The sequence below is a fragment of the Lentzea aerocolonigenes genome (assembly GCF_000974445.1).
GTDB classification, from domain to species: Bacteria; Actinomycetota; Actinomycetes; order Mycobacteriales; family Pseudonocardiaceae; genus Lentzea; species Lentzea aerocolonigenes.
Window position 1 is genome coordinate 1 of the sequence record NZ_BBOJ01000020.1, and the last position, 24,491, is coordinate 24,491.

At 69.2% G+C, this 24,491-nt stretch carries 18 protein-coding genes; 5 read left to right on the forward strand and 13 right to left on the reverse strand.

Features of this window, described 5'->3' with window-relative positions:
* Positions 1-265 (reverse strand): IS110 family transposase (locus tag AOM45_RS34160; protein ID WP_201780118.1); only part of this gene is annotated, 265 nt, incomplete at its 3' end.
* Positions 266-1,015: 750 nt separating this feature from the next.
* Positions 1,016-2,341, reverse strand: a complete 1,326-nt coding sequence (ftsZ, locus tag AOM45_RS34165; RefSeq protein ID WP_030471851.1) for a cell division protein FtsZ — start codon at positions 2,339-2,341, stop codon at positions 1,016-1,018.
* A 331-nt stretch (positions 2,342-2,672) separates the two neighbouring features.
* Between ftsZ and AOM45_RS34170 the strand changes: the two genes are divergently transcribed.
* Together AOM45_RS34170 and AOM45_RS34175 are read left to right on the forward strand one after the other, a co-directional pair.
* The gene (locus tag AOM45_RS34170; RefSeq protein ID WP_081902580.1) at positions 2,673-3,566 is read left to right on the forward strand and encodes an RICIN domain-containing protein; all 894 of its coding nucleotides are present in this window, start codon (positions 2,673-2,675) and stop codon (positions 3,564-3,566) included.
* Complete coding sequence (locus tag AOM45_RS34175; protein ID WP_030471849.1) at positions 3,566-4,450, forward strand: RICIN domain-containing protein; 885 nt, start codon at positions 3,566-3,568, stop codon at positions 4,448-4,450. Before AOM45_RS34170 ends, AOM45_RS34175 begins: the two co-directional genes overlap by 1 nt.
* On the opposite strand, the gene AOM45_RS34180 is transcribed toward AOM45_RS34175, so the two are convergent.
* On the reverse strand, positions 4,447-4,938 hold the full coding sequence (locus AOM45_RS34180; RefSeq protein ID WP_030471848.1) for a DinB family protein: 492 nt from the start codon (positions 4,936-4,938) through the stop codon (positions 4,447-4,449). The two genes, AOM45_RS34175 and AOM45_RS34180, sit on opposite strands and share 4 nt — an antisense overlap.
* A gap of 27 nt (positions 4,939-4,965) precedes the next feature.
* The gene (gene crtI, locus AOM45_RS34185) at positions 4,966-6,381 is read right to left on the reverse strand and encodes a phytoene desaturase family protein (protein WP_035912797.1); all 1,416 of its coding nucleotides are present in this window, start codon (positions 6,379-6,381) and stop codon (positions 4,966-4,968) included.
* Positions 6,382-6,475: 94 nt separating this feature from the next.
* On the opposite strand from crtI, the gene AOM45_RS53590 reads away from it, so the two are divergent.
* Positions 6,476-6,601: a hypothetical protein gene (locus AOM45_RS53590; protein ID WP_269083667.1), complete on the forward strand. Its 126-nt coding sequence runs from the start codon at positions 6,476-6,478 to the stop codon at positions 6,599-6,601.
* A 326-nt stretch (positions 6,602-6,927) separates the two neighbouring features.
* Here AOM45_RS53590 and AOM45_RS34190 read toward each other — a convergent pair whose 3' ends face one another.
* From AOM45_RS34190 to AOM45_RS34225, 8 genes are all read right to left on the reverse strand, one after another.
* Positions 6,928-7,680, reverse strand: coding sequence for a cell division protein FtsQ/DivIB (locus tag AOM45_RS34190; protein WP_051784406.1), 753 nt, complete (start codon positions 7,678-7,680; stop codon positions 6,928-6,930).
* On the reverse strand, positions 7,677-9,014 hold the full coding sequence (murC, locus tag AOM45_RS34195; RefSeq protein WP_051784415.1) for a UDP-N-acetylmuramate--L-alanine ligase: 1,338 nt from the start codon (positions 9,012-9,014) through the stop codon (positions 7,677-7,679). The genes AOM45_RS34190 and murC overlap by 4 nt, the downstream gene beginning before the upstream one ends.
* 41 nt (positions 9,015-9,055) lie before the next feature.
* Positions 9,056-10,159 carry an undecaprenyldiphospho-muramoylpentapeptide beta-N-acetylglucosaminyltransferase gene (gene murG / locus AOM45_RS34200; protein WP_030471844.1) on the reverse strand — a complete coding sequence of 368 codons (1,104 nt, stop codon included), beginning with the start codon at positions 10,157-10,159 and terminating at the stop codon, positions 9,056-9,058.
* 21 nt (positions 10,160-10,180) lie between these two features.
* The gene (gene ftsW, locus AOM45_RS34205; RefSeq protein WP_030471843.1) at positions 10,181-11,647 is read right to left on the reverse strand and encodes a putative lipid II flippase FtsW; all 1,467 of its coding nucleotides are present in this window, start codon (positions 11,645-11,647) and stop codon (positions 10,181-10,183) included.
* Between the two features lie 67 nt (positions 11,648-11,714).
* Entirely contained in the window at positions 11,715-13,088 is a 1,374-nt protein-coding gene (gene murD / locus AOM45_RS34210; protein WP_030471842.1) for a UDP-N-acetylmuramoyl-L-alanine--D-glutamate ligase, read from the reverse strand.
* The gene (gene mraY / locus AOM45_RS34215; RefSeq protein WP_030471841.1) at positions 13,088-14,173 is read right to left on the reverse strand and encodes a phospho-N-acetylmuramoyl-pentapeptide-transferase; all 1,086 of its coding nucleotides are present in this window, start codon (positions 14,171-14,173) and stop codon (positions 13,088-13,090) included. The genes murD and mraY overlap by 1 nt, the downstream gene beginning before the upstream one ends.
* A complete protein-coding gene (locus AOM45_RS34220) occupies positions 14,170-15,630 on the reverse strand; it encodes a UDP-N-acetylmuramoyl-tripeptide--D-alanyl-D-alanine ligase (protein ID WP_030471840.1) in 1,461 nt (486 codons plus the stop codon). Before AOM45_RS34220 ends, mraY begins: the two co-directional genes overlap by 4 nt.
* A complete protein-coding gene (locus AOM45_RS34225; protein ID WP_035912795.1) occupies positions 15,627-17,153 on the reverse strand; it encodes a UDP-N-acetylmuramoyl-L-alanyl-D-glutamate--2,6-diaminopimelate ligase in 1,527 nt (508 codons plus the stop codon). Before AOM45_RS34225 ends, AOM45_RS34220 begins: the two co-directional genes overlap by 4 nt.
* Before the next feature lie 275 nt (positions 17,154-17,428).
* Between AOM45_RS34225 and AOM45_RS34230 the strand changes: the two genes are divergently transcribed.
* Together AOM45_RS34230 and AOM45_RS34235 are read left to right on the forward strand one after the other, a co-directional pair.
* Entirely contained in the window at positions 17,429-18,178 is a 750-nt protein-coding gene (locus tag AOM45_RS34230) for a universal stress protein (RefSeq protein ID WP_030471838.1), read from the forward strand.
* A gap of 44 nt (positions 18,179-18,222) precedes the next feature.
* A complete protein-coding gene (locus AOM45_RS34235) occupies positions 18,223-23,262 on the forward strand; it encodes an NACHT N-terminal helical domain 7-containing protein (RefSeq protein ID WP_156094240.1) in 5,040 nt (1,679 codons plus the stop codon).
* On the opposite strand, the gene AOM45_RS34240 is transcribed toward AOM45_RS34235, so the two are convergent.
* Positions 23,259-24,314, reverse strand: coding sequence for a putative glycoside hydrolase (locus AOM45_RS34240; protein ID WP_030471836.1), 1,056 nt, complete (start codon positions 24,312-24,314; stop codon positions 23,259-23,261). The genes AOM45_RS34235 and AOM45_RS34240 overlap by 4 nt on opposite strands.
* Between the last annotated feature and the right edge of the window lie 177 nt (positions 24,315-24,491).

Sequence of the window (24,491 nt, forward strand, 5' to 3'; positions counted from 1 at the left end):
CCACCGACATCGGATTGATCGCGAACACCGTGTATCCGGCCGCGACCAGCGCCCGCACCCACGGACCACGATCGGTCTCGATCCCGACCCGGACCTCGACATCCTCAGGATCGGCCTGACCGGTGTGCTCGGCGATCAACGCGTGCAGCCGCGCCATCCCGGCCACACCCTCGGGCAACCGGGCCTTGACCAGCCTGCGCCCGTCGGCGTCCATCAACTCGACATCGTGGTGATCCTCGGCCCAGTCATCACCGACCAGCAACAACATCCGCACTCCCACTCGCCCACTCGACGCCAGCGGCCCAGGGAGAACTTGTCGGCAAGCTAATGAACAGTGCTCACGCCACCATCGGCAGGCACGACATCCCAGCAGCGATCACGTTCTCCCGGCAACTGGTGAGGGCACGGTCTTCGCCAAGAACTCAACAACTCCATCCGAGACAGAGTGCTCACCCACCAGCGGCCACAGGCCGAGCCTGCCAGACGGCCGACTCAGCACTCATTAGCCGAGGCGACCCAACCGCCCTGCCAACGCGACCCGGCGGTGTGGCTCCCCCGTCTAGCGCTCCTCTGCCCTTGCCGCGCCCGAGGGGTCAGGTCAAGTCGACACGCTTTTTCGTCGACTTGACCTGACCCCTCGGGTGTGGCCCGCTGCGGAGCGCTAGACGGGGGAGCCACACCGCAAACGCAACCACCAACGCAACCGCAAGCCGCCAAGAGCAACAGGCGTGCCATCAACCCGCAGACGGCGCTGGAGGGCTCTTTTGGGAGTGTCGGGAGTCTGAGGGCAGAGCCCTCAGCCCACGCACGCACCCGCAAGGTCAAATCGCAAAACGACCACGCACGAACACGAAACCGGCTGCCGCCAACGCAACAGGGAGACAACCAACGCAACCCCGCGCGACACCCCAAAACCGCAAGCGACCGCAGGCGTCCCCTCAAAAGCAGGACCCCCTGAGCCCAAACGCTACTCAGGGGGTCCGACAAGATCGAGACCTAACGAAAGGCCCAAACCTCACCGCCGCATGAACGGCGGCACGTCCACCTCATCGTCCGGGTCGTCCGTAACGGGCACCGGCCGAGAAGGCAACGACCCGTTCTGCGACAACGACCGAGGCACAGACGGCACGTACCCGTTCCCCGGCGAAGGCTGCGGCGGCACCGTGGTGGCCGGCGGAGCCTGCCGAACCTCAGGCTGCGGAACCGGCGGAACCGGCGTCTGCGAAACAGGCTGGGAGACCGGCTGCGAAACCGGCGCCTGAACGACCGGCGGAGGCGCCTGAACCGCCGGCGGAACATGCGCGGCCGGCACAGCGGAAGCGGACGCGATCGGCCCGGAAGCCGTCCGCGGCGGCGACGACAACGCCGTCGGCTCCAGCTTCTTGTGGGTCGGGCCGCCACCGTCGAACCCGGCCGCGATCACCGTCACGCGGACCTCGTCGCCCAGCGAGTCGTCGATGACCGTACCGAAGATGATGTTGGCGTCCGGGTGCGCGGCCTCCTGGACCAGCGACGCGGACTCGTTGATCTCGAACAGGCCCAGGTCGGAGCCACCGGCGATCGACAGCAGCACGCCGTGCGCGCCCTCCATCGAGGCCTCGAGCAGCGGCGAGTTGATCGCCTTCTGCGCGGCCTGGACCGCTCGGCCCTCGCCTCGGGCCGAGCCGATGCCCATCAACGCCGAACCCGCGCCGGACATGACCGACTTGACGTCGGCGAAGTCCAGGTTGATCAGACCGGGGGTCGTGATCAGGTCGGTGATGCCCTGGACACCGGAGAGGAGCACCTCGTCGGCCGAGCGGAACGCGTCCATCAGGCTGACACCGATGTCACCCAGCTGGAGCAGTCGGTCGTTGGGGATGACGATCAGCGTGTCGCACTCGTTGCGCAGGGCCTGGATGCCGTCCTCGGCCTGCTTGGCGCGGCGCTTGCCCTCGAACGAGAACGGGCGCGTCACGACGCCGATGGTGAGTGCGCCGAGCTTGCGGGCGATCGAGGCCACCACCGGCGCGCCGCCGGTGCCCGTGCCGCCGCCCTCGCCGGCGGTCACGAAGACCATGTCGGCCCCCTTGAGGACCTCCTCGATCTCCTCGCGGTGGTCTTCGGCGGCCTTGTGCCCGACCTCGGGGTTCGCGCCGGCACCGAGGCCGCGGGTGAGCTCCCTGCCGATGTCGAGCTTGACGTCGGCATCAGACATCAGCAAGGCCTGTGCGTCGGTGTTCACCGCGATGAACTCGACGCCCTTGAGCCCGACCTCGATCATGCGGTTGACGGCGTTGACGCCGCCACCACCGATGCCGACGACCTTGATCACCGCGAGGTAGTTGTGCGGGGGCGTCATCGGATCCGCCTTCCTGATCGTGGTCCGTGCTGTGGTGCTGGGTGGTGATGCACCCGGATTGAAACTCTCAACCTCTCCTCGAGGTCCAGAGTTATGTCAACCCCATATGTTCCTGCTGGACGGTAAGCACCGGCGGTGCGTCGGTCCAGCAGCCACGCCGCAGAGTCCCAACACTGTGCGCTACTACTCCCCGGTCGTGCCGTCAAGCAGTCCGCACGGTGCTGAGCACGGCGCACCGTAAGCGTAGTCGGACCTCGAATCAGAGATCGTCTCGCCCACACCTTCGTCAGTTCCACCCCTTTTCCAGGTGATCACTGGCTACTGTCGGTAGATGGGGATGAAGATGCTGAGCGTCGCGCTGGCCGCGATCGCTCTGGGGGCAGTGACGGTGGCGCCCGCGGGCGCCGCGACCGGGAACGACATCATCGAGATCAGGAGCGTCGCGCACGGTGACTGCCTGCAGCCCGACACTCAGGACCCGCACGCCGGTCCCGGCGTCGGGGCCTGCACCGGTGCGAACAACCAGCGCTGGGAGCAGATCGCGGTGGGCGGCGGCAGACACCTGCTGCGCAACCTCGCGACCACCGAGTGCGTGAGCACGAAGTTCGGCAGCTACTGGTGTGACGACGAGGGCGCCGACATGTTCGCCGAACTGGTGCCGGACGCGTCTGGTGCCGTGCGGGTCAAGTTCGGCGCGGTGTACATGACCGGACTCACCTTCGGCAACGGTTCGCGCGAGATCTGGTTCCCGACCTTCGGCAGCAACCCCGCCGAGGAGCTCTGGCAGGTGCGCGTGACCGGCACGATGACGCCGCCCGCCGACACCAAGGGCCAGATCGTGCAGATCAAGTCCGTCGACTCGACCTACGGCTGCATGTACACCACGAGCGACGGCGGGCTCATGACGCTGTCACTGCCGTGCGGGAAGACGGACTACCAGAAGTTCCAGCGGATCGAGCTCGCTGACGGCACGACGGCCCTGCGCAGCCTCGCCAACGGCAAGTGCATCGCCCAGAACGAGCAGTCGCCCACGCGGATCGAGGTGCTGGCCGACTGCGCGGCCGACACCACCCGGCACCACTGGACGATCGAACCGACGAAGACCGGCGCGGCCCGGCTGTTCACCGGTGACCACTACCTGACGCCGAGCTCCGACCGGGTGTTCGCCTACCCGCGGCAGCGCGAGACCAACACCTGGCAGCTCTGGGAACTGGTGGCGGCCTGATGAGGACGAAGGTGCTGAGCGTCGCGCTGGCCGCGATCGCTCTGGGGACGGTGACGGTCGCACCCGCGAGTGCGGCGGAGGGGAATCCGGTCGTCGAGATCGTGAGCGCGTTCGACGGCACGTGCGCGCAGCTTCAGGTCGAAGCCGCACCGGACTGGCCGAGGCCGGTGCTCAGGAGCTGCACGGAGGCTCCCGCGCAGCGCTGGGAGCAGATCCCAGCGAACGGTGGAAAGGTCATCTTGCGCAGCACCACGTCGCGCGACTGCCTGGAGGCCGGTGCCAGCGTCAACAACTTCTGGTGCGACGACAGGTCCGTGTACCAGCAGGCGGAGCTGGTCCCGGACGCGGACGGCACGGTGCGGATCAAGTACGGCAGCGAGTACGTCGAGAACCAGCACAGCTCCCTGTGGATGGCGCGGTTCGCCGACTCGGACCGCCAGCGCTGGCGGGTGCGGCAGGTCGGCACGACGACGCCGCCCGCCGACACCGCGGGACAGGTGGTGCGGATCGAGGCGGTCGCGCTCGGCTTCGGCTGCCTCACCGTCGACGACAGGTCCGTGCCCAAGCCGACGCCCTGCGCCGACGTGGCCGCGCAGAAGTTCCAGCGGATCGAGCTCGCCGACGGCGGCACCGCGCTGCGCAGCCTGGCGAACGGCAAGTGCCTGCACGCGGAGGACGGCGCCGAGGTGGTCGTCGACGCGCTGGCCGAGTGCGACGCCCTCGACGCGGGCCAGACCTGGAAGCTCGACCGCAGCGTCACCGGCGCGTTCCGCGTCCGGTCGGGCGAGCGCGTGCTCACACCCGGTGACAACAACGTGTGGGCGGCCGCCGAGTTCCCGCCGACGTTCATGAGCGTGCAGATCTGGCACGTCACGGCTGCCTAGTCGCCGGTGGTCCCGTCCAGCAGTTCCCGGACCACGTCCAGATGACCGGCGTGCCGGGCGGTCTCCTCGATGACGTGCGCGAGCACCCATCGGGCCGAGACCGTCCGGTCGCCCCGGAAGGGCACGACCCGGTCCAGGTCCTCGGGCAGCAGCCGGCGGCTGATCTCGCACTGCTGCCGGTAACCGTCGAGCAGGCCCGCGAGCGTCTCGTCTTCTTCGACGCGCCAGTCCGCGTCGGGATCTTCCATCGTGTACGGCGCGCGCGACTCACGTCCGGCAAGCACCACCTCGAACCAATGGTGCTCCATCCACAGCACGTGTTTCACCACGCCTGCCGCGGTCGTCAGCTTCGACGGCAGCACCGCGCGCGTTGCGTCGTCATCGCGCAGACCGTCGACTTTCATCTCGATCGTGGCGCGCAGATAGTCCAGCAGGGCCGTGTAGGTCGCACGCTCGTCGGCGACCAGTGGTGGTGCAGTACGTGTCATGCGGCGCAGCCTGCATGAGCGTCTTCGTCACCGCACCGCATTTATCCGCTGGGCCGCGAGCCGTCCAGAGATCAGCACCGGCGGCACACCGACTCCCGGCGTGGTGCCGGCTCCGGCCAACGCCACGTTCTCCGCGCCCTTGACGACGTTGCGCGGCCGGAAGGGCCCGGTCTGCGCGAACGTGTGCGCGAGCCCGAACGGCGTGCCCGCCGCGTTTCCCCAGTCCAGCGGCGTGACGAGGAGCTCGTCCCGGATCGCCGCGCCGAAGCCGCCGAGACCGCGCTTCTCCAGCGCGGCAACGAGCTCGTCGCGGTATCGGGGTCCGACGCGCTGCCAGTCGATCGTGCTCGTGCGCAGGTTCGGACACGGCGCCAGCACGTAGTGCAGCCCGTCCTGCGCCTGCGTGACGAGCAGTGACGGATCCGACATCAACCGTCCCTTGTGGACGATCTCGTCGAAGGTCGCGCTCCAGGCGTTGCCGAACAGGATGTTGTGGTGTCCCAAGTCCCACGTGCGGTCCGTCGCGGCGTGCAACACCACGGCCGATGGCGACCAACGGTGCTTGAGCACTCTCTGCGGCCGTTTCCCCAACAACCCGTACGCGTCAGGCAACTCACACGCCAGTACCACCGCGTCGCACGTGATGCGCTCCTCTGCGGTGTGCACGGCCGTGACGCGCGCACCGCTCCACTCCAACCGTGTGACCGTTGTCCCCCAACGGAACTCCGCACCGTGCTTCTCAGCAGCCTTCGACAACGCTTGAGGCACCGCATGCATTCCACCGCGCGGGTAATACACACCGGCGATGGTGTCCATGTACGCGATGACCGCGTACGCCGCGAGAGCGTGCTGCGGGGGCACACCCGCGTACAACGCCTGGAACGAGAACAGCCGGATCAACCGCTCGTCCTTGATGAACCGCCGCAACTGCGGCTCCAGCCGGCCGAACCCGCCGAGCCGCGCGAGCCTCAGCAACTCCGGCCTCACCAGGTTGAACGGCGAGTCGAAGTTCGCCCCGATGAAGTGCTCGCGCTGCACCGCGTACAACTCGCCCAGCCACCGCCGCAGCTCCCGGTACCCGGCCGCTTCCCTTGCTCCGCAAACGGTGCGGACCTCGTCCTCCATCGCACCGGCGTCCGTGTGCACGTGGATCCGCGACCCGTCCGCGAACCTCGCGTGATAGGCCGGATCGACCCGGTCGAGCGTCAGCCAGTCAGCCAGCCGCTCCCCCACCGCACCGAACGCCTCGTCGAGGTACTCGGGCATCGTGAGCACCGTGGGCCCGCTGTCCGCGACGAACCCGCCGACCTGAACCGTCCCGGCGCGACCGCCTGGCACGTCGGCCTTTTCGAGCACGGTGACCCGCCGCCCGCTGCCCTGCAGGTGCAACGCGGCCGACAGTCCGGCGAGACCGGCGCCCACCACCACGACGTGGTCCGCCATGAGTACTTCCTTCGGGTGACAACGACCAATGCGGCTAATGCCGTGCGGAGCAGTCCGATGAACACGCTAGTCGTTCATCACCAGGAGGCACGTCTTGGCACCCGCACCCGCATCCGTGCGTTCGCTCGTCATCGAGGCGATCGTGTTGGAACTCGTGACGAGCAGGTTGGGCAGCCTGTTCGTGCGAGTGGCGACGGCACGGCTGAGGCCGAACGGCTAGCGCGCGAACTCAGGAGAGATTCCGTGTGCTCCCAACCGGTTCCCCGGTTCCCCCGCCGCCTCCGCAGGCTGCCGACGCCGTCCCGGCCGCCCGCACCGCGGCCGTGAGCCGACGCGCCGACTCCAGGGTGGTCGGCGCGTCCAGTTCGCCCTCGATCGAAGGATCTCGCGGCGGGCGGTACCGGATTCGGGTTCGCTTCAGGGCGGTGAGGCGCCCCGACATGTTGTCCGTCGACGGCAGCACGACCGTGCCCTGCCGGTACGAGGCTGCTTCTTCGCTTTCGCGGTGTGAGACGCATCGAGCAGCGAACGGCGCCTCACGCTCGGCTAGGACACCGTCGGCAGGTCCGGCGCCGACACGTCGAACGCCAGCCCCGGCCGCGTCAGCATCACCAGGAGCACGGCCGCCTTGCGCGGCGTCTCGTCGGCGCTGCCCCACTTCACCACGCGGTTCCCCGTCAGTGTCACCTTCACGTCCGCGCCGGAGGTCGCCGACACCTGCACCACGTCGGGCCGCAGCTTCTCCGGCAGCTCGTTCACGACCCCGACCACGGCGCGAGTGGCCGGGTCCGCGGACGACGGCGCGGCGAGCACCAGTTCCGGCACGCCGGGTGCCGCCGTCGGGAGGACGGCGTAGTCCTTGCCGGTCGCGTCGACCAGGTGGAAGCCGTCGGGCAGCTTCACCGAGCCGACGGGGACGCGTTCGGTGATCAGCAGCCGGACCGTGCCGGGGAGCTGGCGTTCCACCTCCACCGCGGCGACGCGCGGCAGGGCGGCCACCCGGTCGTGGATGCCGATGAGGTCCAGCCGGACCAGGGGTGAGCCCGGTTCGATCGCCGCGGCGGTGCGGACCTCGTCGTCGGTCAGCACCACCGAGCCGCGCACGTCCACCTGGTGCACGCCGAGCAACGGCGTGAAGAACACGCAGTAGGTCAGGCCCACCACGGAAAGCAACGTCAGCAGAGCGACCAGGCGGCGGCGCACGATCACCCTGCGCCGCGCCCGGTACTCCGCGCTCTTCTGCCGCCGGTTCGAGGCGGGGCGTACTCGCGTGGACCTGCCGCGAACCGGGGCGCTCATGCCTGCTCTTCGCTCGACAGCGCGCTGACGATCTCGGGGCCGAGCATCGTCACGTCGCCCGCGCCCATGGTGACGACCAGGTCGCCCTCCCTCACCAGCGACGCCACCAGCGCCGGCACCCGGTCGAACGACGGCTCGTAGTGCACGGACGCCGTCACCTGGTCGGCGATCAGCCCACCGGTCACGCCCGGCTCCGGCTCCTCGCGGGCGCCGTACACGTCCAGCACCACGACCTCGTCCGCCAGCGACAACGCGGCGGCGAACTCCGTGGCGAACGTGCGGGTGCGTGAGTACAGGTGCGGCTGGAACACCACGACGACACGACCCGCGGCCGCGACCGGACGCGCGGCACGCAGCTGTGCGTCGACCTCGGTCGGGTGGTGCGCGTAGTCGTCGTACACCGACACGCCACCGGCACGGCCCTTGAACTCGAACCGCCGCCGCACGCCACCGAACGCCGCCAGACCCTCGAGCATCCCGGTCTGGTCCGCGCCGAGCTCCAGGCCTGCCAAGAGAGCAGCCACGGCGTTCAACGCCATGTGCTCACCCGGCACCGCAACGCGGACCTCGACAGCGACACCGTCGATCTCGACCGAAGCCAAGCCACCGGACTCGAACGGCTTGTAGTCGACAATGCGCGCGTCGGTCGCAGTCCGGCCGTACTCGCGCACACGGATTCCGCGCGCGCGAGCCTCCGCGATCAGGCGGGCAGCACCGGGGTCGTCCACACAGGACACCAGCACACCGCCGGGCGCGATCCGTTCCAGGAACGAGTCGAACACAGCTGTGTAAGCCTCAACGGTGCCGTGGTGGTCGAGGTGGTCCGCCTCGACGTTCGTCACGACGGCGACCGACGGCGAGAAGAACAGGAACGAGCCGTCGGACTCGTCCGCCTCCGCCACGAACACGCCACCGGTGCCCTGGTGGGCGTTGGCGCCGGACTCGTTCAGGTCACCACCGATCGCGAACGACGGGTCCAACCGGCAGTGCTGCAACGCAACGGTCAGCATCGACGTGGTCGACGTCTTGCCGTGCGTACCTGCAACACACACGACACGGTGGTCTTCCATCAACGCGGCCAGCGCTTCGGCACGCCGCAGTACCGTCACGCCGCGCTCGCGGGCCGCCGCGTACTCCGGGTTCGACTCCTTGATCGCGGTCGACACCACGACCTCGGTCGGACCACCGACGAGCTGGTCCAGGTTCGACGCGTCGTGACCGACGGCGATCCGCGCGCCCTGGGCACGCAGGGCCAGCACGGTCCGCGAGTCCTTCGCGTCCGATCCGGACACCTGCGCACCACGCGCCAACAAGATCCGGGCGATGCCGCTCATGCCGGCACCACCGATGCCCACGAGGTGAACGCGCTCCAGGCTCACTTCTTGATCACCTCCAGGACTGTGCGGGCGAGGACCTCGTCGGCCTCGCGACGGCCGGTGCTCAGGGTCGCCTGCGACATCGCGGCGAGGCGGGCGCGGTCGGCCAGCAGCGGCACGACCAGCGACGCCACCTTCTGCGGCGTGAGCTCCTCGTCCGGCACCAGCAGGCCACCGCCCGCGGAGACGACCGGGCCGGCGTTGAGGGCCTGCTCACCGTTGCCGTGAGGCAGCGGCACGAAGATCGCGGGCAGACCGACCGCCGACACCTCGGCGACGGTCATCGCGCCGGAACGGCACAGCACGGCGTCCGCGGCGGCGTACGCGAGGTCCATCCGCTCCAGGTACGGCACCGGCACGTAGGCGGGCGCGCCCGGAACCTGTTGCACCGCAAGGGTGTTCTTCGGGCCGTGCGCGTGCAGCACGCCGACGCCCGCACGAGCGAACTCGGCCGCGACGGGCGCCACGGCCTCGTTGATCGAGCGCGCGCCCTGCGAGCCGCCGAACACCAGCAGCGTCGGCGCGTGCGGGTCCAGGCCGAAGAACCGGCGGGCCTCGTCGCGCAACGCGGCGCGGTTCAGCGTCGTGATCGAGTGGCGCAGCGGGATGCCGATGATCTGCGCGTCCGACAGGCCGGAGTCCGGCACGGCCGCGGCGACGTGCTCGGCGAACTTCGCGCCGACCTTGTTCGCGAGACCGGCCTTGGCGTTCGCCTCGTGCACCACGATCGGCACGCGGCCACGTGCGGCGAGGTACGCGGGCAGCGCCACGTAGCCGCCGAACCCGACGACGACGTCCGCGCCGACGCGTTCGAGGACCTCACGCGTCTGCTTCACCGCGCCGCGCACGTTCAACGGCAGCTTGAGCAGGTCGAGCGTCGGCTTGCGCGGCATCGGCACCGGCGGGATCAGCTCCAGCGGGTAGCCGCGCGCCGGCACGATCTTGCTCTCCAGGCCGCGTTCGGTGCCGAGCGCGACGACACGCGCGTCCGGTCGCAGCCGCATGACCGCGTCGGCCAGCGCCAGTGCCGGCTCGATGTGTCCGGCGGTGCCACCGCCGGCGACCACGACGCACGGACCACTGGGGGCAGGGTGCCCGGTCAAGACTTCCTCCGAGAGATCAAATCAGTTGTATCGCCCGCGACCACGGGTCGACCGGCCTTGCTCTGAACGGCCCTGGTTCACCCGCCGCGTTTCGCGGCGACGGTACTCCGAGGGCGGAGCTGATCGCCCAGCCATACGACGTTCGTCGACCACTGGAAGTTGCTGCGTGCGCCGTCCCGGTGCCCGCGGAGGCGTGGACGGGCGGACCGGCTTGCGCTTGGGCGGCGGCCGGTACGCCTCGGGCGCGGGCAGCTTGAGCAGCCCGCCGACACGTCCGGGACCGAGCGAACGCAGCGCCGCGACGGCGTCGGGCTCGTGCCGCGCGCAGTTCGCGAGGATGCCGAACACGACCATCGTCGTGACGACGGAGGTGCCACCGGAGGAGATCATCGGCAGCGTGATGCCGGTGACGGGCAGCAGCCGCACGACGTACCCGATGTTGATCGCGGCCTGCGCGACGAGCCACACCGTCAGCGTCGCGGACACGATCCGGATCCACGGGTCGGTGTTGCGCGCGGCCACCCGCAGCCCGACCCACGCGAGCCCGCCGAACAGCGCCAGCACCAGCGCGCACCCGACGAACCCGAGCTCCTCGCCGATGACGGCGAAGATGAAGTCCGACTCGACGTTGGGCAGATATCGCCACTGCGAGCTGCCCTGCGCGAGCCCCTTGCCGAACAGGCCGCCCTCGGCGAGCGCGAACATCGCCTGCCGGGCCTGCAGACCGGCACCCAGCGGGTCGGCGTCGGGGTTGAGGAACGTCGTGACGCGCTGAAGCCGGTACGCGGCACCGATCGCGAGCACGACCGCACCCGCCACCGCACCACCGGCGATCACGCCGAACAACCGCATGGGCGCGCCCACGAACCACAGCAGGCTGATCAGCACCACGCCGAGCGTGATCGTGCCACCGAGGTCGGGCTGCAACATGACCAGCGCGAACACCAGCATCGCCACCGGCACGACGGGCACCAGCAGGTGCCGGTACTGCGACAGCAACGCCCGTTTGGTGACGAGGACGTGCGCGCCCCACAACGCCAACGCGAGTTTGACGGCCTCGATCGGCTGAAACGAGATCGGCCCGACGGTGAACCACGACCGGGCACCACCACGCACGTCGCCCAGCGGGGTCAGCACCAGCGCCAGCAACAGCACGCCGATACCCATCGCGGCCGTCGACAGGTGCCGCAGCCGCCGCAACGGGAACCGCAGCACCAGCCAGAACAACACCGAGCCGATGCAGACGTAGATGAGCTGCTTCTGGAACACGCTGTACGCCGACACACCCGAGGCGACCTGCCCCGGCGCCGACGCCGAAAGCACCATCACCAGACCCAGCACGGTGAGCATGCCGAAGATCGCCAGCAGGAGGTGGAAGTCCGCGAGCGGCCGGCTCAGCCACGCGGTCATGCCGCCGCGCAACGACGCGACGCGGCCCGCGGGACGAACCTTGCGCTTGCTCTTCGGCTTGTCGGCGACGACGGTCACCAGATCATCGTCTCCTGTGTCAAGCGCTCGAACGGGGATTCCTGGGGCGTGTCGCCTGTTTCGAAGGCTACCGGCCACCTGTCAGGCGCTTCACGGCCTCCGTGAACGACTGCCCGCGGTGTGCGTAGTCGGTGAACATGTCCATCGACGCCGCCGCGGGCGCCAGCAACACGGTGTCGCCCGGCTGCGCGAACTCCTGCGCCGCCCGCACGACCGCGACCATCGGCTCGTCCTCGTCGGCGACGTCGAGCACCCGCACCGGCACGTCCGGCGCGTGCCGGGCAAGAGCTTCGGCGATCACCGCGCGGTCGGCACCGATCAGCACCGCCCCGCGCAGCCGGTGGGATTCCGCACGCACCATTTCGTCGACCGAGGCGCCCTTGAGCAGGCCGCCCGCGATCCACACGACGTTGTCGAACGCCCGCAGCGACGCCACCGCGGCATGCGGATTCGTCGCCTTCGAGTCGTTGATGTATTGGATATCAGTTGCGTCGACCGTCACGAGCACGGCGCGGTGAGCAGCGGGTTCGAACGCCTCCAGGCCCTCCCGCACGGCCTCGGACGGCACACCGTAGGCACGCGCCAGAGCCGTGGCGGCCAGAGCGTCGGCGATACCGGGAGGGCCCGCGGGGCGGATCTTCGAGACCTCGATCAACGGCTCGTCGTCCGCGAACGCGCGGTCGACCAGCCAGCCGTCGCGGACGCCGAGCTGGCCCGGTTCCGGCTCGTCCAGGGTGAAGCCGACGCGGTCGCGGGCGGGAGCGTCCTCCAGCAGGTCCACGACGAGGTCGTCGTCGAGCCAGCCGATCGCCACGTCACCGGTGAGGACCTGGGCCTTCGCCTGCGCGTAGGCCTGCATGCCGCCGTGCCAGTCGAGGTGGTCCTCCGCGAGGTTGAGCAGCGCGCCGGCCTGTGGGCGCACCGACGGCGCCCAGTGCAGCTGGAAGCTCGACAGCTCCACGGCGAGCACCCTGCGGCCCGCCAGCAACGCGTCCACCACGGGCAGGCCGACGTTTCCGCAGGCCACGGCGTCCGCACCGGCCGCGTGCAGGATCGACTCCAGCATGCCGACCGTCGTGGTCTTGCCGTTCGTGCCGGTCACCGCGAGCCACACCGGCGGGTCGGCCAGCTCGGCGGCCATCCGCCACGCCAGCTCCACCTCACCGATCACCTCGATGCCCGCCGACGCGGCGGCCGCGAGCAGCGGGCTCGACGGCTGCCAACCCGGCGACGTGACGACCAGCGAGGTTCCGGCTGGAGGTTCCGTCAGGCCGGGCACCAGCTCCACGCCTTCGAGCAACGTCTCCAGCGCCATCAGCCGTTCCTGCGACGAGTCCGTCACCACGACCTCGGCGCCCGCCGCGAGCAACGCCTCCGCGGCGGACCGGCCGGTCACACCAGCACCGGCGACCAGTACCCGTGAACCGGCCAGCTTCGTCATCAGAACCCGCCCGTCAGCCACTCGCTGTAGAACACGCCGAGCCCGAACATGCAGCAGATGCCCGCCATCAGCCAGAACCGGATGATGACCGTGGTCTCCGCCCAGCCGGCCAGCTCGAAGTGGTGGTGGAACGGTGCCATGCGGAACAGGCGCCGTCGTGAGGTGCGGAAGACCGCGACCTGCAACGCCACCGACAGGGCCTCGACCACGAACAGACCACCGATGACGATCATCAGCAGCTCGGTGCGGGTCGCGATCGCGAGACCGGCGACGAGGCCACCCAACGCGAGCGAGCCGGTGTCACCCATGAAGATCTTGGCGGGGGCGGCGTTCCACCAGAGGAAGCCGATGCAGCCGGCCATCGCGGCGGAGGCGACCACCGCCAGGTCCAGCGGGTCGCGCACGTCGTAGCAGCCGGCGACGGCGAAGGTGGAGCAGTTGTAGCGGAACTGCCAGAACGAGATCACCACGTAGGTGCCCAGCACCATCGCCGACGAGCCACCGGCCAGGCCGTCGAGGCCGTCGGTCAGGTTCACGGCGTTCGACCAGGCGGCGACCATGCCGTAACAGAAGACGATGAACCCGACGACGCCGAACGAGACCACGGTGATGTCGCGGACGAACGACAGGTTGACCGACGCGGGCGTCAGGCCGTCCTTGTTCGGGAACTGCAGCACGAGGATCGCGAACGTGATCGTCGCGATGAACTGGCCGACCAGCTTCGCGGTCTTGTTCAGGCCCAGGTTGCGAGCCTTGCGGATCTTGATGAAGTCGTCGAGGAAGCCGACGAGCCCCAGCGACGTGGTCAGCATCAGCACGAGCAGGCCGGACGCCGACGGGGTCTGCTCGGACGCCGAGGCCGACATCGAGTTCACCAGGTGCGTGCCGAGGTAACCGGCCCACATCGCGATCAGGATGGCGAGGCCACCCATGGTCGGCGTGCCGCGCTTGGTCTTGTGGTGCTGTGGACCGTCCTCGCGGATCTCCTGGCCGAAGCCCTGACGGGAGAAGATCTTGATCAGGTAGGGCGTCAGCAGGATCGACACTGCCAGTGCGATCGCTGCCGCGATCAGGATGCTCTTCACTTGGTTCCTGCCTCCAGCAGGGCCTCGGCGATGCGCCACAGGCGGTAGGCGTTGGATGCCTTGACCAGCACGACGTCACCGGGCCGGATTTCCGCGCGCAGCAACGCGATCGCCGCGTCCGCGTCCGGCACCAGGACGGATTCCTCTCCCCAAGATCCTTCCAGGTGCGCACCCTGGTGCATCGCGCGGGCCGCGTCACCGATGACGACGAGCTTGCTGATGTCCAGACGCACCGCGAGCCGGCCGATCTCGTCGTGCTCGCGCACCGCGTCGTCGCCCAGTTCCGCCATCGGGCCGAGGACGGCCCAGCTGCGGCGGGCAGGCGTGGTGGCGCGCGAGATCGTCGCGAGCGCCTTCAACGCCGCCCGCACCGAGTCGGGGTTCGCGTTGTACGCGTCGTCGATCACGGTCACGCCGTCGGCCCGGTCCGTGATGACCATGCGGTGCGCGGACACCCGTTCCGCCGCGCCGAGCCGTTGCGCCACTTCCTCCGGCGTGGCACCCAGCTCGAGTGCGATCGCGGCGGCGACCAGCGCGTTGCCCACCTGGTGCGGGCCGTTCAGCGCGAGCTTGACCTGCGCGTCTCCCTTGGCGGTCTTCAGGGTGAACGAAGCGCGGGCCTGCTCGTCCAGCTCGATGTTCTCGGCCCGGACGTCCACCTTCGGGTTCTCCCCGACCAGGACCACCTTGGCCTTCGTGCGGCTCGCCATGCCCGCGACCAGCGGGTCGTCGGCGTTGAGGATCGCGACGCCGTCCTCGGGCAGCGACTCGATCAGCTCGCCCTTGCCCTGCGCGATGCCTTCCCGGGAACCGAACTCGCTCAGGTGCGCGCTGCCGACGTTCAGCACCGCGCCGAAACGCGGCGGGGCGATCTCGCACAGGTTCGCGATGTGGCCGATCCCGCGCGCGGACAGCTCCAGCACGAGGAACTTCGTGGCCTCAGTGGCCCTGAGCGCGGTCCACGGGTGCCCGAGCTCGTTGTTGAACGAACCGGGTGGCGCGATGGTCTCGCCGGTGGGGCTCAGCACCTGGGCGATGAGGTCCTTCGTGGACGTCTTGCCCGCCGAGCCGGTGATGCCGACGATCGTGAGGTCCTTGAGCTGGTCGGTGACGTACCGGGCGAGCTTGGCCAGCGCGGCCAGCACCGCGGCGCCCTCGCCGTTCTTGTCGCCCGCGAGCACGTAAGCGTTGGCGTGCTTGGTCTCCACCGGCGGTGCGATCACCGCGGGAGCGTCGACCTCGCGGCCGGCCAGCACGCCGGCGGCACCACTGGCGACGGCCTGGGCGGCGAAGTCGTGGCCGTCCACGCGTTCACCCGGCAGCGCCAGGAAGAGTCCGCCCTCGGTGACCTCGCGGGTGTCGAACTCGATGGAGCCGGTGATCACCGGGCTGCCATCGGTTGCGTGCAACCGTCCGCCGACGATCTCAGCGATCTCGGCGAGCGTGAGTGCGATCAACGGTGCGCCTTTCTGATCGCGGCGGTCAGCGTCTCGACGTCCGAGAACGGGTGGATCACGCCGGCGATCTCCTGTCCCGTCTCGTGTCCCTTGCCCGCCACCACGACGACATCGCCCGGATGTGCCAGCTCGACGGCCTTTTCGATCGCGAGCTTCCGGTCGCCGATCTCCAGCACCTCGCCGCGGTTCTCGGTGGCGAGGGCTCCTTCGAGCATGGCGGCCCGAATAGAAGACGCGTCTTCGCTCCTCGGGTTGTCATCGGTGATGATCAACACGTCGGCTCGTTGCGCGGCGGCCTCGCCCATCAGCGGGCGCTTGGCCCGGTCGCGGTCACCACCGCAGCCGAGCACGATGATCACCCGGCCGTCGGTCTTGGCGCGCACGGCGTCCAGCGCGAGCGCGACGGCGGCGGGCTTGTGCGAGTAGTCGACGACGGCGGTGAAGTCCTGGCCCTCGTCGACGCGCTGCATGCGGCCGGGGACCTGGACCGTGCGCAGGCCCTCCGCGATCGCCTCGGCGCCGATGCCTTCCGCGTGCAGGCAGGCGATGGCCAGCAGGGCGTTCGCGACGTTGAAGCTGCCCGCGAGCGGCAGGTGGATCTCGACGTCGACGCCGGGCCCGTGCGCGGTGAACGTCTGCTCACCGGTCGGGCTCACCTCGACGCCGCTCGCGGTCCAGGTGGCGGGCCCGGTGGTGGAGACGGTGATCGTGCCGTCCTTGACGAGCCGGGGACCCCACTCGCCGTCGACGCAGACGACTTCCTTGCGCGCGCGGCCGTCGAACAGCTGCGCCTTGACCTCGAAGTACTCCTCCATCGAGGCGTGGAAGTCGAGGTGGTCCTGGCTGAGGTTCGTGAACGCGCCGATCTCGAACTCGGTGGCGGCGACGCGGCCCAGTTCCAGCGCGTGGCTCGACACCTCCATCGCGACGTCGGTGATGCCGCGCTCGGCCATGACGGCGAACAACGCCTGCAGGTCAGGAGCTTCCGGCGTGGTGTGCGAGCTGTCGAGCTGCTCGTCACCGATGCGCGTGCCGACCGTGCCGATCAGGCCCGTCTTCCTCCCGGCCGCCTTGAGCACCGACTCGATCATGTACGTGGTGGTGGTCTTGCCGGACGTGCCGGTGACCCCCCACAACCTGATCTTGGTCGACGGCCGGCCGTAGACGTGCGCGGCGAGCAGTCCCACGACCTCACGCGGACGTGGGTGGATCAGCACGGGCACGTCCTTGAGTGCCTCGCGCGCGGCACCGGCCTCGTCCGTGAGCACGGCGACGGCACCGTTCGCGATCGCCGTCTCGGCGAAGTCGGCACCGTGCACGCGCGCACCGGGCAGCGCGGCGTACAGGTCGCCGGGGACCACGTGCTGAGCACGCAGCGTCACCCCCGTCACCTGGACGTCGGCATGTGCTGGCCTGGTCAGGTGCACGTCGGCAACCGCGGCGAGAGCAGCCACGGAAGCAGGGCGGATGGCGTTGGGGCGGGGCGGGGCGGTCGCGACCTTGCCCTCGAGCTTGGCAGGCACGGGCAAGAGGCTACCGGCGTACACAGAGTGGCCGAGCGGCGCGTTGGCGTTCGGGTGATGATCGGTCCCGCTGAGCCGTTCGAGTGGCCTCGCGCAGTGGTCTTCAGGAGTGAGCCCGTCCGGCCGAACAAGTTCCTGCCCGGTTTGTGACTTTGGGCCCTGTGACCAGCAGTGCAGTCGAGGTGAGGTAGAGGCGGCAGGAGGCGGCGATGAGGACAACCACGACGGTGCAACCGAGGAGATTCTCCTTCTGGGCACCGGATTTCAGTCGTTCCGTGACGGTAGGGGTCGACACTTCCGAATCCGCGTATCACGCTTTCGAGTGGGCCGCGCGCCACGCGTGGTCGCTCAGGACGGACCTCCAGGTCTACCTCGCGGACCCCGGCGACACGACGGTCCAGCGAGTCCTGGAACGACTCCCGATGCTCACCGCCCACTTCCGCCCGAGCGGTGACGACCCGGTGGCCGCACTGGTGAGGGCGTCGGACTCCAGCGCGACCTTGGTCTTGGGGTGCAAGGGCGAACAGCACCGCAGCCTGGGTCTGGGCTCCCTCGTCCTCCCGGTGTTGCGCCGCGCGCGGTGCGGAGTCGTAGTGGTGCGCGGACGACCCCCGGCGATCCGTGGCGAGTACGGCTGGATCACCGCCGCCGTCGGCGGGTGCGAGGACCCGGTCGTGCTGCGGCGCGCGGTCGAGCTCTGCCGCACCCGCCGAGCGTCGTTGAGGCTCCTCCACGTCCACCCGCCGGCCCAGCACGGCGTCGCGGTGCCCCGCGACGAGGCCGCGGTCCGCCGCGCCGTGTTGTTCTTGCGCACCACGGCCCCGGAGCTGACGCCCGAGGTCCTCGTGGAGTCCCGCCATCCGCACGAGGCTCTGGCCTCTTTGGACTCCGACATCGTGGTCGTCGGTCGCGGTGGGCAGAACGACGGTGTCGGGCTGATCACCCGCGCGGCGCTGTACCACGCCTCTTGTCCTGTGCTGGTGGCTCGGCCTGAGCCGCTTCACGACGATCGGGTGATGCCGTAACCGAAGTCTCGTTCGGTCGCGCACGAAGTCTTTAGCCTGTGCCGATGCCGCCTGTTGACGCGACGACGCTCCGAGGCGCCCTGCTGACCCTCGCGCAGGACGACGAGGCGTGGCTGGAGGCGGTCGACCGGCTGCTGGGCCGCGTGTTGTCGGGTACCTCGATCCAGACGTCGATGTACGGGCTGTACGGGTGGATCGACGGCGGCGAGGCGCCGAAACTGATCCGGGACCGGCTGGCGCAGGTGGTCGCACAGCTGCCCACCATGACCAGGCGGGAGCGTCTCGATCCCATCGTCGCCGTGCACACGGTGCTGGTGGCGTCGGTGTTCTTCGAGACGGTCAGCAGAGTCCTCACGCACGAACTTCAGCTGGACAAGCGCAATTGGCAACAGGAAGACCATTCGTTCATCTCTTACCTGTACTCGGACGAGATGCCCACGCCGTCCATCACCCGCCCCTATACGCGCAACCTCAGCGCCATCAGCAGGTGGGTGACTCATCGTGGTGCGCGCGTTCACCACATTCTGCAGAGGACGAGCCCTCACAGCGGCAGCGAGGTGCTGCTGGAACCCGCCTTCGTGCGGTACGTGCTCCTCCGGTTCGAGGTGGACTTCCGCATGTTGGCGGCCGACGTTGGCGAGTTCGCGACATGGGCCGGCATGAAGCGTGAGTCGTCCACTGTCTCCGGGGCCGCGACCGACGCCCACACGATCTTGCACAGGACCAATCAGGCGGTGCTGCACGACCCGTTGCCGAACGGCCCGGGCCTGCCTCCGCTCGCCGACCTCTACGTCACGCCCGACCACCGCCTGGCGGTGGCGAGTCCGCTGACGAGGTTGATCGACGAGAGCTGGTGGTCGTCGGAAACGCGGCTGCGGCACGACCTGGACCAGATGCTCGCGGCCCATCTCGCCAGCCCCGACGCCTACCGGCTGCCCCTGCTGGTCGTCGGCGGACCAGGCTCGGGCAAATCAGCGTTGGCGAAGGTCCTCGCCGCCCGCGAGTTCGACACCGACCACGTCGTCGTACGCGTGCCCATGCGGATGACCAGGTCGGACACCCCCGTGGACCTGAACATCAACGAGGAGTTGCAGCATCAGACCGACGGCCAGATCCGCTGGAGCGATCTCCGCGACGAGCCCTGCGTCGTCGTCCTGGACGGCCTGGACGAGATGTCGCGGACCTCCACGTCGCGGTACTACCTCGATGACGTCCTCCGGTTCCAGCGCACAAGGCATCAGGTGGCGGTCGTCGCCACCTGCCGGACGTCGTACCTGGATCACCTGCTCATCCCTGACGACACACCGGTCGCGCTGCTCGCGGACTTCGACGAGGCGCAGATCGGCCGCTGGGTCGAGCAGTGGAACCGGGCGACGGCAGGTACTGGACGACGTCCCATGACGCTCGAAGCCGCACTGGCACATCCCGAGCTTGCGCGGAACCCGTTCCAGTTGACGATGCTCACGCGGCAGCTGACCGATCCGGCCGCCCGGGACTTCGCGCCGGGAGTCGCCGCGCTGGGGATGCTCAACCGCGGTTGGCGGCCGATCTCCCCAGAGGAGCTCCGTGCCGATCTCACCGCACTCGGCCACACCGACCTGAGCGCGGTCGAGTCCGTCCTGCGCGACCTCGACCAGCAGCCCGCGACGTTCGCCGAGTACCTGATCGCGGACGTGCTCGCCAGGACGTTGCGCGAACACGACGACGAGCTGCTTTTCACGCTGCTCTCGCACGCACCCCTGTCACTCCGTCCAGCAACGCTCACCTTCGTGCGGCAGCTCCTGGAGGAGGCACCGGCCGAGCTGGAGCGAACCCTCGACGATCTGCTCGCCGGACATCGCACCCGGACCACCACGGGCCGCTACCCGGACTACCGGCCAACCCCGCCCGACCAGATCCGTTCCGCCGCCGCCTACACGGCGAACCTCGTTCTGCTACGGCTGTTCACACAGCCGGTCGGCGAGAGTACGCGCATCGCAGGCGACCAGGCAGGCGCCTTGATCGAGCTGTGGTCGACGGGGTTGGACGCCATGGCCCACCGTTCGCTCCAGGCCTTGATCTCCTCCGACGACATCGGGTTCGCGCGACGCCCGTCCCGTGCGACGTCCGAAGCGAAGCTCGATCCCGACGGCCTGCCCGCAGGAGTCGAGTTCGTCCACCGCGGGCTGACCGCCGGAGACCGTCCGGTCACCCAGGTCACCTGGTCGTCCGACGGCCGGTTGCTCACCACGAGCTACGGCGGCGACTCAGTCGTGTGCTGGCGGGTCGCAGAGAACGTGCCGCCGCACGTCATCGGCGAACTCGCCGGCATCGCCGACGTCGACTGGCACCCGACCCGCCCGGTCGCCGCGGTCGTGCAACGGCCGCGGAACGGTGGATCACGTCACGTGATGATCACTCGGTTCGAGGACGGGACGACGCGCGAACTGTGCGAGGTCGGGCGGCGCAGCCGGATCGCCTGGTCACCGGACGGCGGATCGCTCGCCGTGTTCAGCACCAGAGCTCTGTCGACCGTCGACGTCACCACCGGCGAGCGGCGAACGGTGACGTCGTTCGACGACCTCGACCACCAGTCGTACCTCCTGAGGCCTCGCTGGTCGCGCGACGGCGACGACATCTGGGTCGCCGCCGGCGGCACCGTGGTCACCGCTCCCGCGAACGGCGGCCCGGCGCCGGTGACCAGCTACGGCATGCACGCGCGCGACGTCTTCGTGCGGGATGGCAGGCAAAGCCTGGTCGCGTTCACCTCGCCTGCCAGCTCCGACATCGCCATCATCCCCGTGCACACCGGCGGCGGCGCGACGATGCTCGAAGGACACACCAAATTCGTCAGCTGCGTCAGGTTCTCCCCGAACGGTGACTTCCTCGGATCGTTGTCCGAGGACAACACCGTCCGGATCTGGCGCTGTGAGGACTGGCAGTGCGTGGCGGTGCTGGCCCGCAGGGAGATCAGCGGCAGAGGCGGGCTCGCCTTCCACCCCACCGAGCCGCTGCTGGCGATCAAGGACGGCAACACCGTCGACATCGTCCGCTTCGACCCGCGGGTGCTCGGCACGATCGGCGCCGCGCGGACGTCGCGCAAGTACGCCAACGCCAAGATCGTGCTGGTCGGCGACACCGGTGTGGGCAAGTCGGGGCTGGGGCTGGTGATGAGCGGCCAGCCGTTCGCACCGACCGACTCGACGCACGGGCGCAACGTGTGGACGTTCGAGAAGTCCATCGAGACGACGCCGTCCGGTGACGTCCAGACCAGGGAAACGCTGCTGTGGGACCTCGCCGGCCAGCCCGGCTACCGGATGGTGCACCAGCTGCACCTCAACGAGGTCGCGGTGGCGCTGGTGGTGTTCGACGCGCGCAGCGAGACGGACCCGTTCGCCGGGGTGCAGTACTGGAGCCGCGCACTCGCCCAGGCGCGCAGGCTCGACGGTGCGACGGCCGGCCGTCTCCGCGCGTACCTGGTCGCCGCGAGAACCGACCGCGGTGGCACGGCAGTGGGCACCGCCCGGATCGAGCAGGCCGTGCGGCAGTACGGGTTCGACGGGTTCGTCGAGACCAGCGCGAAGGAGGGGTGGGGCGTCGACGAGCTGGTCCGCAGGGCCCGTGAGGCGATCGACTGGGACGCGATGCCGGTGGTCAGCTCCACGGCGTTGTTCCAGTCGATCAAGGACTTCGTGCTGGAGGAGAAGCGGCAGGGCCGCATCCTGTCCACTGTGGACGACCTGCTGCACAGCTTCCGCCGCGTCCAGCAGGACGAGACGCCGGCCGAGGACCTGATCGACAAGTTCACCGCCTGTCTCGGCCGGCTGGAGAGCATCGGTGTCATCCGGCGCATGGCGTTCGGCGACTACGTCCTGCTGCGGCCCGAGCTCCTGGACGCCTACGTGTCGTCACTGGTGCAGGCGGCGAAGGACGAGCCGGACGGGCTCGGTTTCGTGCCGGAGTCCGACGCGCTCGCCGGCACGTTCCGGATGCCGGAGTCCGAACGGCTGGACAACCGGCAGCAGGAACGGATCCTGCTGATCACGGTCGTGGAGGAACTGCTGCGGCGCGAGATCGCGCTGAAGGAGGTCACCGACAAGGAGGTCGACCTGATCTTCCCGTCGCAGTTCACCAGGGAGCGTCCGGACGCGCCGAAGGTGCCCGGCCAGGACGTGGTGTTCACGTTCGACGGCGACCTGGCCTCGATCTACTCGACGCTCGCCGTGCGGCTGTCGCACTCGAGGTTCTTCAAGAAGGACGAGATGTGGCACAACTCCGCCACCTATCGGCCGGACACCGGAGGAACGTGCGGGATCGCGATCCGCGAGATCGCGGAGGGCAGGGGCGAGCTGGTGGTCTTCCACGACGAGCAGGTCCAGCCGATCGTCCGGCGGCAGTTCGAGGCCTACGTCGCCGAGCACCTGGAGCAACGCGCCGGCAGCGTCGTCGTGCGCCGGGTGCGCAGGTGCAAGGTGTGCGACTACGCGATCGACGACGAGGTCGTGCGGCGCCGGCTCGGCCGCGGGCTGACCACGGTGGCCTGCCAGATCTGCGACGCGATCATCCCGATCACCGACGACGAGCAGCCCGACGTGCGGCCGGCGGTCGCGGAGATGAACTCCAACGCCAACGCCCAGCGGGACCAGGACGTCGCCGCCACGACCCTGAAGGGCAAGCGCGAAGCCGGCGACTACGACGTCTTCCTGTGCCACAACGTCAAGGACAAGCCCGCGGTGCTCAAGATCGTCCACGAGCTGCACGAACGCGGCATCCTGCCGTGGCTCGACATCCACGACATCCCGCCCGGCTCACGGTGGCAGCAGGAGATGGCCGACGGGATCGCGAAGAGCCGGTCGGCGGCCGTGCTCATCGGGCCAGCCGGGCCGGGGCCGTGGCACGAGGCCGAGATGGAGCTCATCAACGACTGGTCCGCGCGCAACAGGAGCCGGCGGGTCATCCCGGTGATCCTCGAAGGCACCGAGAACGAACCGGAACTGCCCGGCTTCCTGCGGGTGTGGTCGACCGTCGACATGCGGACGGCCGACCCCGACCCGATCGAGCAGCTGGTCTGGGGCATCACCGGGCAACACCCCCGGTGGGCCTAGCAGGACTTCTTGCGCAGCACGGCTCCCGAAGTGCCCGGCAGGGACACCGAGCGGACCGTGGAGCCCTCCGCGTTGACCTGCGACGAGGAGAGCCGCACGGTGACCGCGGAGCTGCCGGTCCTGTTCGCGTTGACGATCACGGTGCCGCACGTGAAGTCGCGCTGGAACACGTTCGAGGCCGCGGCGAAGTACGGGCCGGCGGGTTCGCCCAGGTCCCAGTCGTACTCGGCGCGCCACTGGGAGGCGTTGTCGTAGCGGTCGGTCTCCTGGATCTCCGAGATCGCCGCGTGCGAGCCCGCGGCCAGCAGGTAGCTCGCGTAGGCGTAGCGGAACGGCTGTTCGGCGCCGCTGTGGTGGGGCTGGACCCAGGTGATCTTGCCCTTGGCCTCGTTGGCCGTGATCTCGGCGACCTGGCGGCTCCAGCCCTCCGGGTACTCGGAGAGCAGGTCGTTGTCGTTGAAGGTCAGCCACCACTCGTCGAAGCCGCCGTCGAGGTACTCGACGTAGCTGTCCCAGGCGCCCTCGTGGAGGCGGGCGTTGGACATGTTCGCGACGGTCTTGAGGCCCGCGTCCACGAACTTCTGCCGGGTGTTGGCGAGCATCGAGCGGTAGGCGTCGCGCAGGGACTCGTCGGTCGGGTGCGCGGCCGGGCAGACGCCCTCGTGGTAGGTGTCGCAGGCGAAGAGCGCGTTGTCCATGAAGACGCCGTCGAACGACCCCTTCGACGACGCGATCACGTTGTCGGCCCAGGCGTTCTGGTAGTCGGTGTTGCCGACGTCCATCTGCCAATGGCCTTCGTAGCCGTCATAGGAGAGGCGCTGACCGTTCGGGTCGAGAAGAAACCAGGACGGGTCGGCCGCGCAGTAACCGACACCGGTGGGCAGAGCGGAATCGTCGACACCGTCCGTGCACGCATAACTACGCGTTGACGAAAGATCCTTGTAAACGAACGTCTGAATCTTCGGGTTGGCTGCCTTGAACTTCGCGGCAAGATCGGTTTCCCAGGCGTTGAGCACCACGTACGAACGGCGTGCAGCCTCGGTGGCGATCATTTCATCAGACGTGGGCGTGCTGTTCATGTGCAGCCAGTACGACTTGGCAGTCCAGGCGTCTTCTCCTGCCTGAGCTGCGGGAACAAGCGTCACCGTCAATGCGGCGACCAAGATCGAATATCCGAAGAAACGCACACCAAACCCCGTCTCGCCCTGCACTCCGGTTTCGAAGTATTA

What these genes read in the sequence shown, in the direction of transcription:
- crtI (WP_035912797.1), bottom strand. Translation starts at nt 6,381, where the DNA reads ATGGCGGACCACGTCGTGGTGGTGGGCGCCGGTCTCGCCGGACTGTCG.
- ftsZ (WP_030471851.1), bottom strand. Translation starts at nt 2,341, where the DNA reads ATGACGCCCCCGCACAACTACCTCGCGGTGATCAAGGTCGTCGGCATC.
- AOM45_RS34235 (WP_156094240.1), top strand. Translation starts at nt 18,223, where the DNA reads ATGCCGCCTGTTGACGCGACGACGCTCCGAGGCGCCCTGCTGACCCTC.
- AOM45_RS34240 (WP_030471836.1), bottom strand. Translation starts at nt 24,314, where the DNA reads ATGATCGCCACCGAGGCTGCACGCCGTTCGTACGTGGTGCTCAACGCC.
- murD (WP_030471842.1), bottom strand. Translation starts at nt 13,088, where the DNA reads ATGACGAAGCTGGCCGGTTCACGGGTACTGGTCGCCGGTGCTGGTGTG.
- AOM45_RS34170 (WP_081902580.1), top strand. Translation starts at nt 2,673, where the DNA reads ATGGGGATGAAGATGCTGAGCGTCGCGCTGGCCGCGATCGCTCTGGGG.
- AOM45_RS34190 (WP_051784406.1), bottom strand. Translation starts at nt 7,680, where the DNA reads ATGAGCGCCCCGGTTCGCGGCAGGTCCACGCGAGTACGCCCCGCCTCG.
- AOM45_RS34180 (WP_030471848.1), bottom strand. Translation starts at nt 4,938, where the DNA reads ATGACACGTACTGCACCACCACTGGTCGCCGACGAGCGTGCGACCTAC.
- AOM45_RS34175 (WP_030471849.1), top strand. Translation starts at nt 3,566, where the DNA reads ATGAGGACGAAGGTGCTGAGCGTCGCGCTGGCCGCGATCGCTCTGGGG.
- murC (WP_051784415.1), bottom strand. Translation starts at nt 9,014, where the DNA reads ATGAGCGGCATCGCCCGGATCTTGTTGGCGCGTGGTGCGCAGGTGTCC.